The sequence below is a fragment of the Enterobacter cloacae complex sp. P42RS genome (assembly GCF_014930595.1).
Classification (GTDB): domain Bacteria; phylum Pseudomonadota; class Gammaproteobacteria; order Enterobacterales; family Enterobacteriaceae; genus Enterobacter; species Enterobacter bugandensis.
In genome coordinates this window covers 263,284-276,869 of the sequence record NZ_JADBRK010000005.1, presented here as the reverse complement: position 1 = coordinate 276,869, position 13,586 = coordinate 263,284, and the positions used below count along the sequence as shown (strand labels likewise).

Below are 13,586 nucleotides of genomic sequence, written 5' to 3'. Positions count from 1 at the left end.
TAGCGAGTACAGCATAACACAACCCATGCCGATCAGTAACGTCTCTGCCACTCGGCATCGCTCATCAGGGTATCTTTCTGCCCCATGAAGTAGCGATAGTAGGCGTCATAGGCCAGCACGTTCTTCACGTAGCCGCGCGTTTCCGAGAACGGAATGCTCTCCACGAACGCCACTGCGTCAATGCGTCCTGCACTGTTGCCAAGCCAGGTGCGCACGCGGCCTGGACCGGCGTTATATGCCGCCGACGCGAAGATGCGGTTATTGCCAAACTGCTGATAGACATACTGCAAATAGCTGGTGCCGATGTTGATGTTGGTATCCGGATCGAGAAGCTGTGACGGGCTGCTGTAACCTGGAATGTTGAACATCTTCACCGTATGCGTCGCCGTCCCCGGCATAATTTGCATCAGCCCGCTGGCACCCACCGGTGAACGAACTTTCGGGTTCCATGCGCTCTCCTGACGGGCAATCGCCATGGCGTAGCTTTGCGGGATATCTTTGCCGCTGGTGTAGCGGTCAAACAGATCTTTATACGCCAGCGGGAAACGCTCTTCGAGATAGTCCCACAGCTTGCCTGAAATCGTCGCCTGCACGCTCAGATCCCACCAGCGATTATCAAACGCATAGCGGGCAAGCTGCGCTTTTTCATCCGTGGTGCGGCTGGTCACCAGGTTGGCCCACTCGCTGCGCGCGGTGTTATCCATGTTCCAGTACATCAGCTCGCGCACGCGCGCCATCTCTGGCCCCTGCGTCAGAGCGGGGTTCGCGTTAGCGGGCGCTTTGTCGATCTTAAGCGTGTACTCCTCGCCCAGCCGTTGCGCCGCCGCCATCGGGTAGAACCCACGCTGCTGCATCAGCGAGTGAAGAATCTCTTTGGCTTCGTCTTCACGACCGCGCTCCATCAGCAGATCGGCCTGCCAGTAGCGCCATTCGTCCTTCTCTTTGGCTTCCATCGGCAAACGCGCGAGCCAGGTATTGAGGCCACGGCGGTCGCCGGTGCCCAGCGCCATGCGCACGCGGCGCTCGACAAGCGAGGTCGAGTTTGAGCGCATGATCGCATCGTCACGCCAGCGCGCCTGTTCGTCGGTCACGTCCGTGCCCATCAGTCGCCAGGCCACGATGTCGCGCAGCTCCTGGGTTTGATCTTCATTCAGCTGCTGCGCCTGCACCAGCTGCGGGATCATCAGCCGCGCGTTTTCGACATCGTCACGCGCCACGCTGGCAAAAGCTACCGCCGCCATCTGGCGGGTAAAATCGGTCGAGCCCGTGCTGCGGGCAAAGGTCAGGACGCTGTTCGGATCGTTTGCCAGCGCGATAACCGCCGAGGAGATCGTCTGGTAATCGGACGGCATCTGCCCTGCCAGCGCGGTCACCAGACGCGTGTTGCCGGCTTTCATCGCCAGGCGGATGCGCTCAAGGTAGGCCAGCGGATCCTGCTTGCCGGAAGCGCGCCATGCGCCGAACAGGGAATCACAGGCGTTCGGCTGGCTTTTGCCGGTCAGCCACAGATCTTTCGCCCCGGCCCAGGCCTCTTCCTGCTGCCCGGTCGCCCATTTCGCATAGTAGTAATTACACTGCGCTTCGGTGGTATTCGGCTTGTCAGGGCTAAACGCCAGCAGGCCGCGCCAGTCTTCACGCCGCGCCAGCTCATTCACAAAACGAGACTGGAGATTTCGGGCAGGCGGCAGGGTCGGGTTCGCCTGAATGAAATTATTCACGGTGACGGTTGGCTGGTTCATCAGATCGTCGGTAATCTGGCGATACTCCAGATACGGATACAGCGGATAATCCTTCAGCGTCGGCATCAGCGCCTGCACGGTATCCATCTGCTTGTTGTCCCACGCCTGTTTAATCTGGGCGTAGCGGTTACGTTGTTCATCCAGTGAATCGGCATGCACCGCCTGGCTTACCGCCATTACGCATACGCTGGCAGCCAGCAGACGCCAGACCACCCGTTTGGCTTTTTCCACAAGCTCTTCCTCATTGTTTTTTCGTCAATTGCAGCGTCTTGCCACGTCAAAGTCACAACAACTTATGCTAACCAGGCATCCAGCAACGCGCCACGTCATGGACACTTTTTTACCTTTCTTGCGCGTTTTAACACTCCCGACGTTCCTGGCTGGGATTAGGGCGTGAAAAAGGCTACACTTCGAGGCTGAAATTCCTTCTCATTTACGATAAAAGAGGCGAAGTCCACGTGGCTCAATTCGTTTATACCATGCATCGTGTCGGCAAAGTTGTCCCGCCGAAACGTCATATTCTTAAAAATATCTCGCTGAGCTTCTTCCCGGGCGCAAAAATTGGTGTGCTGGGTCTCAACGGTGCCGGTAAGTCCACCCTGCTGCGCATCATGGCCGGCATCGATACAGACATCGAAGGTGAAGCCCGTCCGCAGCCAGGCATCAAGATCGGCTACCTGCCGCAGGAACCTCAGCTGAACCCGGAACACACCGTACGTGAATCCGTTGAAGAAGCGGTATCCGAAGTGGTTAACGCGCTGAAAGGTCTGGATGAAGTGTATGCCAAATACGCCGAGCCGGATGCGGACTTCGACAAACTGGCCGCTCAGCAGGGCAAATATGAAGAGATCATCCAGGCGCACGACGGTCACAACCTGAACGTGCAGCTGGAGCGCGCGGCGGATGCCCTGCGTCTGCCGGACTGGGATGCGAAAATCGCGAATCTCTCCGGTGGTGAACGCCGCCGCGTGGCGCTGTGCCGCCTGCTGCTGGAAAAACCAGACATGCTGCTGCTCGACGAACCGACCAACCACCTGGATGCGGAATCCGTGGCGTGGCTGGAGCGCTTCCTGCACGACTTCGAAGGCACCGTGGTGGCAATTACCCACGACCGTTACTTCCTCGACAACGTCGCCGGCTGGATCCTGGAGCTGGACCGCGGTGAAGGTATTCCGTGGGAAGGCAACTACTCCTCCTGGCTGGAGCAGAAAGATCAGCGTCTGGCGCAGGAAGCGTCTCAGGAAGCGGCCCGTCGCAAGTCTATCGAGAAAGAGCTGGAGTGGGTTCGTCAGGGTGCGAAAGGCCGTCAGTCTAAGGGCAAAGCCCGTCTGGCACGCTTTGAAGAGCTGAACAACACCGAATACCAGAAACGTAACGAAACCAACGAACTGTTTATTCCACCTGGAGCACGTCTGGGGGATAAAGTGGTTGAAGTGACCAACCTGCGTAAGTCCTACGGTGACCGCGTGCTGATCGACGATCTGACCTTCTCCGTACCGAAAGGCGCTATCGTTGGCATCATCGGCCCGAACGGCGCGGGTAAATCGACCCTGTTCCGTATGATGTCCGGTCAGGAACAGCCAGACAGCGGCTCAATCACCCTGGGTGAAACCGTGAAGCTGGCCTCCGTAGACCAGTTCCGTGACGCGATGGATAACAGCAAAACCGTGTGGGAAGAAGTCTCCGGCGGTCTGGATATCATGCGTATCGGCAACACCGAGATGCCAAGCCGCGCCTACGTTGGCCGCTTTAACTTTAAGGGCACCGACCAGGGCAAACGCGTGGGCGAGCTGTCAGGCGGCGAGCGCGGACGTCTGCACCTGGCGAAGCTGCTGCAGGTGGGCGGTAACGTTCTGTTGCTCGATGAACCGACCAACGACCTGGATATCGAAACCCTGCGCGCACTGGAAAACGCCCTGCTGGAGTTCCCGGGCTGCGCCATGGTTATCTCGCACGACCGCTGGTTCCTGGACCGTATCGCGACCCACATCCTGGACTACCAGGACGAAGGTAAAGTGGAGTTCTTCGAAGGTAACTTCACCGAATACGAAGAGTACAAAAAACGCACGCTGGGCGCAGACGCGCTGGAGCCGAAGCGTATTAAGTACAAGCGTATTGCGAAATAAGTGCCCGACTGCCGGGTGGCGGCTTCGCCTTACCCGGCTTTTTTATTTATCCACGTAATACCGCTTCACCTCGTCAAACTGCATCGCAAAGTCGATATAGCTCATCAGCGCGGGCGAATTCAGCTTCCGGCTCGGATAGGCCAGCCAGAGATCGTTACCTTCAACGCGCCATTCCGGCAGCACCTGAACCAACGCCCCCTTTTCGATCTTATCTTCCAGCAGAAATGCGGGTAGCAGCGTGATCCCCGCCCCGGCAATCGCGCATTCGCGGGCGTACACCAGATTATCGGTCATGTGGCCGTTGTCCGGCAGGTAGCGGTAATCCTCGCTCTCGCTTCGCAGCAGCCACTCCGACCACGCCCGGTGCGTAATACAGCGGTGCTCCACCAGCTGTCGGGGATGGATTAACGGCTCCCGGCGTGCCAGGTAGTCCGGCGAGGCCAGCATGTAGCGCGGGCAGTGCCCGATCATTCTGCCTATCAGAGAGGAGTCCTGCGGCTTGCCGGTGCGCAGCGCCACGTCAAAACCGGACTCGACCAGGTCCACCACGTCGTCAGAGATCGATACATCAAGCGACACGTCAGGATAGCGAAGCTGAAACTCGGCATTCATATGCGCCAGCAGGGTCGCGCCAATCCCCGCCGGACAGGTAATACGCAGCCGGCCGCTGGGGTTTTCACGCAGGCGCTGAATGGCGTACTCCGCCCGCTCGCTGGCCGCCAGCATCTCGCGACAGTGCACCAGATAGTGCTCGCCCGCGAACGTCAGGCTGATCCTGCGTGTGGTGCGGTTAAGCAGACGGATCCCCACCTGCTGCTCCAGCTGGCTGATCCGCTGGCTGACGCTGGATTTCGGCAGTTCGGCTTTCTGCGCCGCCGCGGTAAAACTGCCCATTTCCGCCACCAGCGCAAACAGCGCCATATCCTGCAGCTGTTTAAACATGATTGTTCACCCTGTACGAACGCTGAGTTCATGATTGTCCATCTTATCATGCGACTGGCCACTTAATAGACTAGCCTCAACAAAACGCATTCCATTGAGGAGCACACCATGTCAGTGAAAGCCATTGCCGTTAACCCAGAAAATCCGTCCACCTTCATTGAAATCACACCGCCGATGCCGACGCCTGGCGAACACGATCTGCTGGTAGAGGTGAAAGCCGTATCGATTAACCCGGTTGATACCAAAGTGCATGCAGGCATCGCCAAAAATGGGCTGAACGAGCCGCGAATTCTGGGGTGGGATGCCAGCGGGGTCGTCAAAGCCGCTGGAGCTGGCGTCACCGGCTTCAAACCAGGTGATGAGGTGTGGTACGCGGGCGACATCACCCGCCCGGGTAGCAATACCACTCATCAGCTGATAGATGCGCGCATTGTCGGCCACAAACCTGCCAGCCTCGGCTGGGCGGCAGCCGCTGCGCTACCCTTAACTGCGCTCACCGCGTGGGAAGGTCTGTTTGAACGGCTGAATATTCAGGACGCCGAAGCGGACAAAACCCTGCTGATCGTCGGCGGCGCGGGCGGCGTGGGATCGCTGGCGATCCCGTTTGCGAAGCACAACAGCAAGGTGAAGATTATCGCAACCGCTTCACGAGAAGATTCCGCCCAATGGTGCCGCGATCGCGGTGCTGACGTAGTGGTCAACTACCGCGATCTAAAAGGCGAGCTGGCGAAGCAGGGGCTTACCTTCGTGGATTATATTTTCATCCTCAACGACACCGACGGGCATTGGGATGCGGTCAGCGAACTGATTGCGCCGCAGGGGCATATTTGTTCCATCGTTGAGAATGAACATCCGCTGAACCAGGACAAGCTGAAGTCCAAATCTGCCGCCCTGCACTGGGAGTTTATGTACACCCGCAGCATGTACCAGACCGCTGATATGGCGCGTCAGGGTGAGATCTTAAATGAGGTGGCGAAGCTGGTGGATAACGGCGTGGTGGAAAGCTCGCTCAGCGAAACGCTGCACGGGCTGAGCGTAGAAAGCATTACCGAAGCGCACCGTAAGGTGCTGGAGGGGCATATGCGCGGGAAGGTGGTGGTTGAGTTCTGAGGTATTCCCCCCTCACCCCAAAAGGGCGAGGGGGAGGTTATTACCCCTGCTCCCCCATCATCTCCTTCACCAGCTCGACGCAGCGCAGGAAGCGGGTGTCATAATCCGACTCTTCCACATGCACAAACTCAACGTTGTTCTCGTTAAGCATCTCCACCAGCATGGTCTGGAACTCGCGCCTGTCCACCGAGCTGCCCAGACTGCGCATGCCGTCGGCCACCCACGGGGTGTTGTTTTCCAGCAGGATCACCAGGTCAAAGCGGTATTCGTCAATCAGCGCCTGCACGAACGGGTGCTCCCGCCCTTCGTACTTTTTGCAGAACGCCTGGGTGGTGACGAAATCGGTATCAATAAACGCCACCTTGTTGGCGTATTTCACCGCGAAATCAATGTACTGGGCATGACCGAGCGCGATTTTGTCGTAGTCGGAATACTGCAGCGCCATCTCGTCGCCGCCCAGGTGCGAGAAGACATAGTCGCGGCCGTATTCCCACGCGCTGGTCGTGTTGAAGATGTTAGCGAGCTTGTTGACCAGCGTTGATTTGCCGCTCGACTCGCCGCCCAGAATCGCCACCGTACGCACAAAGAACGGCTTTACTTCGGTCGGAATGTAATCCCAGTAGCGGAACGGGTTTTCGCGGATCTGCGCCCCGCTGATGTTCATAAAGGTGCGTTTCGGGTCGATCAGCACCGTCTCGATGCCCAGATGCTCGCGGAACTGAGGCGCATCGGACTCTTCAGAGGTGTAGATCCAGTTCGGCGCAATCCCCTTGTCTTCCATAAAGGTTTTTACACCGTTGCTCCACACGTCCCAACCGTGCGGATACGGCTCCATGCCCTCTTCGTTAAAAGCATGAATACGAATGTTCTTCTGATACTTAAAGGTCTGAAGCAGCCAGCGCAGGCGGTCTGACACCGTGGGCTGCTGCGACATGGCGCTGTCTTCGAACAGCTGACGGTCGCGGGTTTCGTCATAGCCCATGATGATGTGCAGCTCGTCCACCTGGCTACAGGCGCGCTGGATCAGATAGATATGCCCGGTATGCAGCGGGTAAAACTTGCCGAACACCACGCCGATGTTCTTTTGCATTCGCGGGAATTCCAGCCCCAGAAAGCGGTGCAGCGCTTCGAGCTTCTGCGCGCTGGGGCTTTTGATTTTGGCGTTCAGCAACTGGCTCAGGTAGCCTTTGGTCATGCCGCTGGCGTCCGCCACCTGCTGTAGCGTGCAGCCCTTCTGGCGGATTGCGGTCTTGATGTAGTCAAATGATGACATAAATTACGGTGCCTCCTGCAAAATCGAATACGTAATTATAAGTCGTCAAAGACATTTAACGCATCTGCGAGTTTTTTCACGCCAAATACCTGCATCCCTTCCGGGATTTTTTTCGGCACGTTGGCGGCGGGCACGATCGCGCGGCGGAAACCGTGTTTTGCCGCCTCGGAGATACGCTCCTGGCCGCTCGGCACCGGACGGATTTCCCCGGCAAGGCCCACTTCGCCGAAGACGACCAGATCCTGCGGCAGCGGTCTGTCGCGCAGGCTGGAGACCATCGCCAGCAGCAGCGCCAGGTCTGCGCTGGTCTCGGTGACTTTGACGCCGCCGACCACGTTCACGAAGACGTCCTGATCCGCCATCTGCAGCCCACCGTGACGGTGCAGCACCGCCAGCAGGATCGCCAGACGGTTCTGTTCCAGACCGACCGCCACGCGCCGCGGGTTGCCCATCATCGAGTGATCCACCAGCGCCTGAATTTCAACGAGCAGAGGGCGCGTCCCTTCCCACAGCACCATCACCGAACTGCCGGAGGTGATCTCATCTCCCCGGCTCAGGAAGATGGCCGACGGGTTGCTGACTTCGCGCAGCCCCTGTTCGGTCATGGCAAACACGCCCAGTTCGTTAACCGCCCCAAAGCGGTTTTTATGGCTGCGCAGGGTACGGAAGCGAGAGTCTGCGTCGCCGTCGAGCATTACTGAGCAGTCGATACAGTGTTCGAGCACCTTCGGTCCCGCCAGCGAGCCGTCTTTGGTCACGTGGCCGACCATCACAATCGCCACGCCGCGCGTTTTGGCAAAGCGCGTCAGGTAGGCCGCGGTCTCACGCACCTGCGCCACGCTGCCCGGCGAGGACTGGATGTCCGCCATGTGCATCACCTGGATGGAGTCGATCACCATCAGCTTCGGCTGCTCTTCTTCGGCGATCATGCAGATCTGCTCGATGCTGGTTTCCGACAGCATGTTCAGGTTACCGGTCGGCAGGCCCAAGCGGTGCGCGCGCATCGCCACCTGCTGGAGGGATTCTTCACCCGTCACGTACAGGGTTTTCATCTGTTCGGCGAGCTTGCAGAGCGTTTGCAGCAGCAGAGTCGATTTACCCGCGCCCGGGTTACCGCCGATCAAAATGGCGCTGCCCGGCACCACGCCGCCGCCGAGCACGCGGTCAAATTCCTTGAAGCCGGTGGAGAAGCGCGGCAGCGCCTCCAGGCTGATATCTGAAAGTTTTTGTACCTTCGACACGCCTGCATTGCCCGCATAACCACTCAGGCGTTCATTGCGCGCCACGCTCGGCGAAGCCGCCACACCACGCACTTCGGTGATGGTGTTCCAGGCATGGCAGGCGCTGCATTGCCCCTGCCAGCGCGGATAATCCGCACCACATTCATTACAGACAAATGCGCGTTTTGGAGCTTTCGCCACGGTTTACCTCGTTATTTCTGATTAAGGCTGCCGGAGAGAATGCAGAACACCCCCATCAGGTCAGCGTGACGGATAGTGACTTCCGTCTTTTCATTCACTTTTGGTTTGGCATGGTAGGCAATGCCCAGACCGGCCGCTTTGATCATCGGCAGATCGTTCGCGCCGTCACCGATGGCGACGGTCTGGACAACCGGAATTTCATATTTTTCCGCGAGGCGCGTCAGCGTATTGGCTTTGTACTGAGCATCCACAATATCGCCGAGCACCTGTCCGGTCAGCTTGCCGTCCATGATCTCCAGCTCGTTGGCCACCACCGTGGTCAGATGCAGTTTTTCCCGCAGATAATCCGCGAAGAAGGTGAAGCCACCGGAGGCGATCGCCACTTTCCAGCCGAGGGACTGCAGCTTCAGCACCAGCTGCGTCAGCCCTGGCATCAGCGGCAGCACGTCGCGCACCTGGCGCAGGATGTTGGCGTCGGCCCCTTTCAGGGTCGCCACGCGTTGTCTCAGGCTGGCGGTAAAATCCAGCTCGCCGCGCATCGCACGCTCGGTGACTTCAGCCACCAGCTCGCCGCTGCCCGCCAGCTTCGCAATTTCGTCGATACACTCGATCTGAATGGCGGTAGAGTCCATGTCCATGACCAGCAGGCCAGGCGTTTTCAGGTGCGGAATTTTACCCAGCGGCGCGACGTCCAGCCCGGCGTCATGCGCCAGACGCGTCGCGCGCTGCGTCAGGGAGCCCGCCAGGCGGATGACCTGGTAGTCTTCCACGCACCAGGCGGCGACGATAACCATCGCGGCCCCCAGTTTGCTTTGGTACTGGGTCAGGCGTTGCTTGTCCAGACCGCGTCCGTACAGCAGCCAGCCGCTACGACCGGCGTGGTAATCCAGAGGCATCACCTCATCGCCACTTAAAGAGAGCGGCAATCCTGGCCATAAAGAGACATCCGTTGGCAGGTCACACCAGGTAATGTTCGGCATTAAAGCTCCTGTAATTTCGTTCGCGCCGGAAGGTTGCAGAGGGAAAATAACGCATGAGGCTACCCTGTAACCATCACTTCTGGCAACATTAAGCCGTAAATTTTCAGCAGGTGGAATATGGCTCGCGCAAAACTGAAATTCCGGCTTCATCGCGCCGTGATTGTCCTGATCTGTCTCGCACTGTTAGTCGCATTGATGCAAGGGGCATCGTGGTTTAGCCAGAATCATCAGCGGCAGCGCAACCCGCAGTTTGAAGAGCTGGCCCGTACCCTGGCGCGTCAGGTGACGCTCAACGTTGCGCCCCTGATGCGCAATGAAACGCCGGACGATAAGCGGATAGGCCAGGTCTTGCGTCAGCTCACGGAAAACAGCCGCATTCTGGATGCGGGCGTGTACGATGAAAAAGGCGACCTGATTGCCCGCGCGGGTGAGCACGTTAATGTGCGCGACAGGCTGGCGCTGGACGGCAAAAAAGCCGGGGGCTATTTCAACCAGCAGATTGTCGAACCCGTTCAGGGTAAAAATGGCCCGCTGGGGTATCTGCGCCTGACGCTGGATACCCACACCCTGCCAACAGAAGCTAAGCAGGTGGATAACACCACCAATATTCTGCGCCTGATGCTGTTACTCTCGCTGGCGATTGGCGTCGTGCTGGCGCGCACGTTGCTTCAGGGCAAGCGTACCCGCTGGCAGCAGTCGCCGTTCCTGCTGACCGCCAGCAGGTCGGTTCCTGAAGACGAAGAGAGCGAGAAGAAGGAATAGTGATAAAGTAGGAGAAAGATATGGAAAAGGAACTCTGCCATGACGACGTTACGCCTGCTTATCTCTGACTCTCACGATCCCTGGTTTAATCTCGCGGTTGAAGAGTGCATCTTCCGCCAGATGCCCGCCACCCAGCGCGTGCTGTTTCTCTGGCGCAATGCCGACACGGTAGTTATTGGCCGCGCGCAAAACCCGTGGAAAGAGTGCAACACGCGACGCATGGAAGAGGACAACGTCCGCCTGGCGCGCCGCAGCAGCGGCGGCGGCGCGGTGTTTCACGATCTGGGCAATACCTGCTTTACCTTTATGGCGGGTAAACCGGAATACGACAAAACTATCTCAACGTCCATCGTCCTCAACGCGCTCAATTCACTCGGCGTGACGGCTGAAGCGTCCGGGCGTAACGATCTGGTGGTGAAAACCCCCGAGGGCGACCGGAAGGTCTCCGGCTCCGCCTACCGCGAAACGATGGATCGTGGCTTCCACCACGGCACCTTGCTGCTGAACGCTGACCTGAGCCGTCTGGCTAACTACCTGAATCCTGATAAGAAAAAGCTCCAGGCTAAAGGGATTACCTCTGTGCGTGGGCGCGTAGCGAATCTGGTTGAACTGCTGCCGGGGATTACGCACGGGCAGATTTGCGATGCGATCCGTGACGCGTTCTTTGAACATTACGGCGAGCGCGTGGAAGCGGAGGTGATCTCGCCTGACAAAACTCCGGACCTGCCCAACTTCGCGGAAACCTTCGCCCGCCAGAGCAGCTGGGAGTGGAACTTTGGTCAGGCGCCTGCGTTTTCCCATCTGCTGGATGAGCGTTTTACCTGGGGCGGCGTGGAGCTGCACTTTGACGTGGAGAAAGGCCACATTACCCGTACGCAGGTGTTTACGGACAGCCTCAACCCGGCACCGTTAGAGGCGCTGGCGGCTCGTTTGCAGGGCTGTTTGTATCGGGCGGATATGCTGCAGCAGGAGTGCGACGCGCTGACAGGGGATTTTCCGGAGCAGGAAAAAGAGCTGCGGGAGCTGTCGGCGTGGATTGCACAGGCCGTGCGCTAAGTGCGGTTTGGTGCCCTCACCCCGGCCCTCTCCCACAGGGAGAGGGAGGGAAGAGACAGAATTACTCTTTATCGCCCAGCAGAACGGATTCCAGCGCGATTTTGATCATGTCGTTGAAGGTCGTCTGACGCTCGGCAGCGGTCGTCTGCTCGTGGGTACGGATATGGTCAGACACGGTGCAGATGGTCAGCGCTTTCGCACCAAACTCAGCCGCTACGCCGTAGATACCGGCCGCTTCCATTTCCACGCCCAGGATGCCGTATTTTTCCATCACGTCGAACATGTCGCCTTCTGGCGAGTAGAACAGATCGGCGGAGAACAGGTTGCCCACGCGTGCGTCAACGCCCAGCACTTTTGCCGCGTCAACCGCGTTACGCACCATGTCAAAGTCAGCGATTGCCGCAAAGTCATGATCCTTAAAGCGGATGCGGTTAACTTTAGAGTCGGTACACGCGCCCATGCCGATCACCACGTCACGCAGCTTAACGTCCATACGCACCGCACCGCAGGAGCCTACGCGGATGATTTTCTTCACGCCGAAATCGGTGATCAGCTCTTTGGTGTAGATGGAGCAGGACGGGATACCCATGCCGTGGCCCATAACGGAGATTTTGCGGCCTTTATAGGTACCGGTGAAGCCCAGCATGCCGCGAACGTTGTTCACTTCACGCACGTCTTCGAGGAAGGTTTCTGCAATGTGCTTCGCGCGCAGCGGGTCGCCCGGCATCAATACGACGTCAGCGAAATCACCCATTTCTGCATTAATGTGAGGAGTTGCCATCTTCAGTTCCTTTTACATTGTTGTTTTTGCCGGGTGGCGGCTACGCCTTACCCGGCCTACATTCTGTTCTCCCTCTCCCTGTGGGAGAGGGCCGGGGTGAGGGCATCAGGCCGCACCCAATCCGTTTAGAACATGGCCTTGCCATATTCCATGTCAGACGTACCAAAGTATTTCGCAATGGTCTGGCCGATGTCCGCGAAGGTTTCACGGTGACCGAGCGAGCCCGGCTTCACTTTCGGGCCGTACACCAGTACCGGAATATGCTCACGGGTGTGGTCGGTACCGGTCCAGGTTGGGTCACAGCCGTGGTCTGCAGTCAGGATCAGAATGTCATCTTCCCCCACCAGCTCCATCAGCTCCGGCAGACGGCGGTCAAACAGCTCCAGGCCCGCAGCATAACCGGCTACATCGCGACGGTGGCCCCAGGAGGAGTCGAAGTCCACGAAGTTGGTGAAGACAATGGTCTTATCGCCTGCTTCTTTCATCTCTTTGATAGTGGCATCGAACAGCGCATCCAGACCGGTCGCTTTCACTTTTTTGGTGATACCGCAGTTGGCGTAGATATCCGCTATTTTGCCCACGGACACCACGTGACCGCCCTTCTCGTCAACCAGCTTCTGCAGCACGGTTGGCGCCGGTGGCTCAACGGCCAGGTCATGACGGTTACCGGTACGCTGGAAGTTACCCGCTTTGTCGCCGATAAACGGACGCGCGATTACGCGGCCAATGTTGTAGCCGCCTTCGGTCAGCTCTTCACGGGCGATTTCGCACAGTTCGTAGAGTTTATCCAGGCCAAACGTCTCTTCGTGGCAGGCAATCTGGAACACGGAGTCAGCAGAGGTGTAGAAAATCGGCTTGCCGGTTTTCATGTGCTCTTCGCCGAGCTGATCCAGAATCACGGTGCCGGAAGAGTGGCAGTTACCGAGGTAGCCCGGCAGGTTGGCACGCTTCACCAGCTTATCGAGCAGCTCCTGCGGGAAGCTGTTCTCGTGATCGGAGAAGTAGCCCCAGTCAAACAGCACCGGCACGCCGGCGATTTCCCAGTGACCGGACGGGGTATCTTTCCCGGAAGAGAGCTCGTGCGCCCAGGCGTAGGCGCCCACCACTTCCGCGCTGCCGTCCATACCGGCTGCGATTTTACCGGTAGAGCCTTCATGTGCTTTTACCAGCCCGAGGCGGGTCAGGTTAGGTAGAGTCAGAGGGCCTTTACGACCGTTGTCCGCTTCGCCTTTTGCACAGGCTTCCGCGATGTGACCCATGGTATCGGAACCCACGTCACCAAAACGTTCTGCATCTTCGGTTGCGCCGATGCCGAATGAGTCCAGCACCATAATAAATGCACGTTTCATAATTGTTCTCCGTACTTAGTGCTTCATAAAAATGCGATCAGATCAGT

General features: G+C 58.3%; 11 protein-coding genes. 4 read left to right on the top strand and 7 right to left on the bottom strand.

Annotation, left to right across the window (positions count from 1 at the left end; all coding sequences use genetic code 11):
- Positions 1-32: 32 nt before the first annotated feature.
- A complete protein-coding gene (sltY, locus tag IM314_RS09210; protein WP_193358537.1) occupies positions 33-1,970 on the bottom strand; it encodes a murein transglycosylase in 1,938 nt (645 codons plus the stop codon).
- Between the two features lie 227 nt (positions 1,971-2,197).
- Here sltY and ettA point away from each other — a divergent pair, with 227 nt between their 5' ends.
- Positions 2,198-3,865: an energy-dependent translational throttle protein EttA gene (ettA, locus tag IM314_RS09205; RefSeq protein ID WP_003856515.1), complete on the top strand. Its 1,668-nt coding sequence runs from the start codon at positions 2,198-2,200 to the stop codon at positions 3,863-3,865.
- Positions 3,866-3,907: 42 nt separating this feature from the next.
- On the opposite strand, the gene IM314_RS09200 is transcribed toward ettA, so the two are convergent.
- Positions 3,908-4,807, bottom strand: a complete 900-nt coding sequence (locus tag IM314_RS09200; protein ID WP_193358538.1) for a LysR family transcriptional regulator — start codon at positions 4,805-4,807, stop codon at positions 3,908-3,910.
- Positions 4,808-4,915: 108 nt separating this feature from the next.
- Between IM314_RS09200 and IM314_RS09195 the strand changes: the two genes are divergently transcribed.
- Positions 4,916-5,917: a zinc-binding alcohol dehydrogenase family protein gene (locus tag IM314_RS09195; protein ID WP_193358539.1), complete on the top strand. Its 1,002-nt coding sequence runs from the start codon at positions 4,916-4,918 to the stop codon at positions 5,915-5,917.
- A gap of 40 nt (positions 5,918-5,957) precedes the next feature.
- Here IM314_RS09195 and nadR read toward each other — a convergent pair whose 3' ends face one another.
- The 3 genes from nadR to serB are packed head-to-tail and all read right to left on the bottom strand — an operon-like array spanning position 5,958 to position 9,591.
- The gene (gene nadR / locus IM314_RS09190) at positions 5,958-7,190 is read right to left on the bottom strand and encodes a multifunctional transcriptional regulator/nicotinamide-nucleotide adenylyltransferase/ribosylnicotinamide kinase NadR (RefSeq protein WP_193358540.1); all 1,233 of its coding nucleotides are present in this window, start codon (positions 7,188-7,190) and stop codon (positions 5,958-5,960) included.
- 35 nt (positions 7,191-7,225) lie between these two features.
- Complete coding sequence (gene radA / locus IM314_RS09185) at positions 7,226-8,611, bottom strand: DNA repair protein RadA (protein WP_003856523.1); 1,386 nt, start codon at positions 8,609-8,611, stop codon at positions 7,226-7,228.
- 11 nt (positions 8,612-8,622) lie between these two features.
- Entirely contained in the window at positions 8,623-9,591 is a 969-nt protein-coding gene (gene serB / locus IM314_RS09180; protein WP_193358541.1) for a phosphoserine phosphatase, read from the bottom strand.
- Positions 9,592-9,708: 117 nt separating this feature from the next.
- Here serB and IM314_RS09175 point away from each other — a divergent pair, with 117 nt between their 5' ends.
- Both IM314_RS09175 and lplA read left to right on the top strand, forming a co-directional pair.
- On the top strand, positions 9,709-10,353 hold the full coding sequence (locus IM314_RS09175) for a YtjB family periplasmic protein (protein WP_193358542.1): 645 nt from the start codon (positions 9,709-9,711) through the stop codon (positions 10,351-10,353).
- 39 nt (positions 10,354-10,392) lie between these two features.
- Complete coding sequence (gene lplA, locus IM314_RS09170) at positions 10,393-11,409, top strand: lipoate--protein ligase LplA (RefSeq protein WP_193358543.1); 1,017 nt, start codon at positions 10,393-10,395, stop codon at positions 11,407-11,409.
- A 61-nt stretch (positions 11,410-11,470) separates the two neighbouring features.
- On the opposite strand, the gene deoD is transcribed toward lplA, so the two are convergent.
- Together deoD and deoB are read right to left on the bottom strand one after the other, a co-directional pair.
- The gene (gene deoD / locus IM314_RS09165; protein ID WP_193358544.1) at positions 11,471-12,190 is read right to left on the bottom strand and encodes a purine-nucleoside phosphorylase; all 720 of its coding nucleotides are present in this window, start codon (positions 12,188-12,190) and stop codon (positions 11,471-11,473) included.
- A gap of 125 nt (positions 12,191-12,315) precedes the next feature.
- Entirely contained in the window at positions 12,316-13,539 is a 1,224-nt protein-coding gene (gene deoB / locus IM314_RS09160; RefSeq protein WP_188246120.1) for a phosphopentomutase, read from the bottom strand.
- Positions 13,540-13,586 lie beyond the last annotated feature (47 nt).

Coding starts and splice junctions, on each gene's coding strand:
- IM314_RS09195 (WP_193358539.1), top strand. CDS start 4,916: ATGTCAGTGAAAGCCATTGCCGTTAACCCAGAAAATCCGTCCACCTTC.
- IM314_RS09200 (WP_193358538.1), bottom strand. CDS start 4,807: ATGTTTAAACAGCTGCAGGATATGGCGCTGTTTGCGCTGGTGGCGGAA.
- lplA (WP_193358543.1), top strand. CDS start 10,393: ATGACGACGTTACGCCTGCTTATCTCTGACTCTCACGATCCCTGGTTT.
- nadR (WP_193358540.1), bottom strand. CDS start 7,190: ATGTCATCATTTGACTACATCAAGACCGCAATCCGCCAGAAGGGCTGC.
- deoD (WP_193358544.1), bottom strand. CDS start 12,190: ATGGCAACTCCTCACATTAATGCAGAAATGGGTGATTTCGCTGACGTC.
- deoB (WP_188246120.1), bottom strand. CDS start 13,539: ATGAAACGTGCATTTATTATGGTGCTGGACTCATTCGGCATCGGCGCA.
- serB (WP_193358541.1), bottom strand. CDS start 9,591: ATGCCGAACATTACCTGGTGTGACCTGCCAACGGATGTCTCTTTATGG.
- IM314_RS09175 (WP_193358542.1), top strand. CDS start 9,709: ATGGCTCGCGCAAAACTGAAATTCCGGCTTCATCGCGCCGTGATTGTC.